Origin of the sequence: Myxococcus llanfairpwllgwyngyllgogerychwyrndrobwllllantysiliogogogochensis, assembly GCF_006636215.1 — a bacterium.
Classification (GTDB): Bacteria; Myxococcota; Myxococcia; order Myxococcales; family Myxococcaceae; genus Myxococcus; species Myxococcus llanfairpwllgwyngyllgogerychwyrndrobwllllantysiliogogogochensis.
In genome coordinates this window covers 1-574 of sequence record NZ_VIFM01000639.1, presented here as the reverse complement: position 1 = coordinate 574, position 574 = coordinate 1, and the positions used below count along the sequence as shown (strand labels likewise).

General features: G+C 54.4%; 1 rRNA gene. It reads left to right on the top strand.

The features are described 5' to 3' along the window. Positions 1–574, top strand: a 16S ribosomal RNA gene (locus tag FJV41_RS49770); the annotation flags it as partial.

Here is a 574-nt window from a genome sequence, read left to right as displayed (position 1 = left end):
GTCTTGTAGAGGGGGGTAGAATTCCAGGTGTAGCGGTGAAATGCGTAGAGATCTGGAGGAATACCGGTGGCGAAGGCGGCCCCCTGGACAAAGACTGACGCTCAGGTGCGAAAGCGTGGGGAGCAAACAGGATTAGATACCCTGGTAGTCCACGCCGTAAACGATGTCGATTTGGAGGTTGTGCCCTTGAGGCGTGGCTTCCGGAGCTAACGCGTTAAATCGACCGCCTGGGGAGTACGGCCGCAAGGTTAAAACTCAAATGAATTGACGGGGGCCCGCACAAGCGGTGGAGCATGTGGTTTAATTCGATGCAACGCGAAGAACCTTACCTGGTCTTGACATCCACAGAACTTTCCAGAGATGGATTGGTGCCTTCGGGAACTGTGAGACAGGTGCTGCATGGCTGTCGTCAGCTCGTGTTGTGAAATGTTGGGTTAAGTCCCGCAACGAGCGCAACCCTTATCCTTTGTTGCCAGCGGTTAGGCCGGGAACTCAAAGGAGACTGCCAGTGATAAACTGGAGGAAGGTGGGGATGACGTCAAGTCATCATGGACCTTACGACCAGGGCTACACA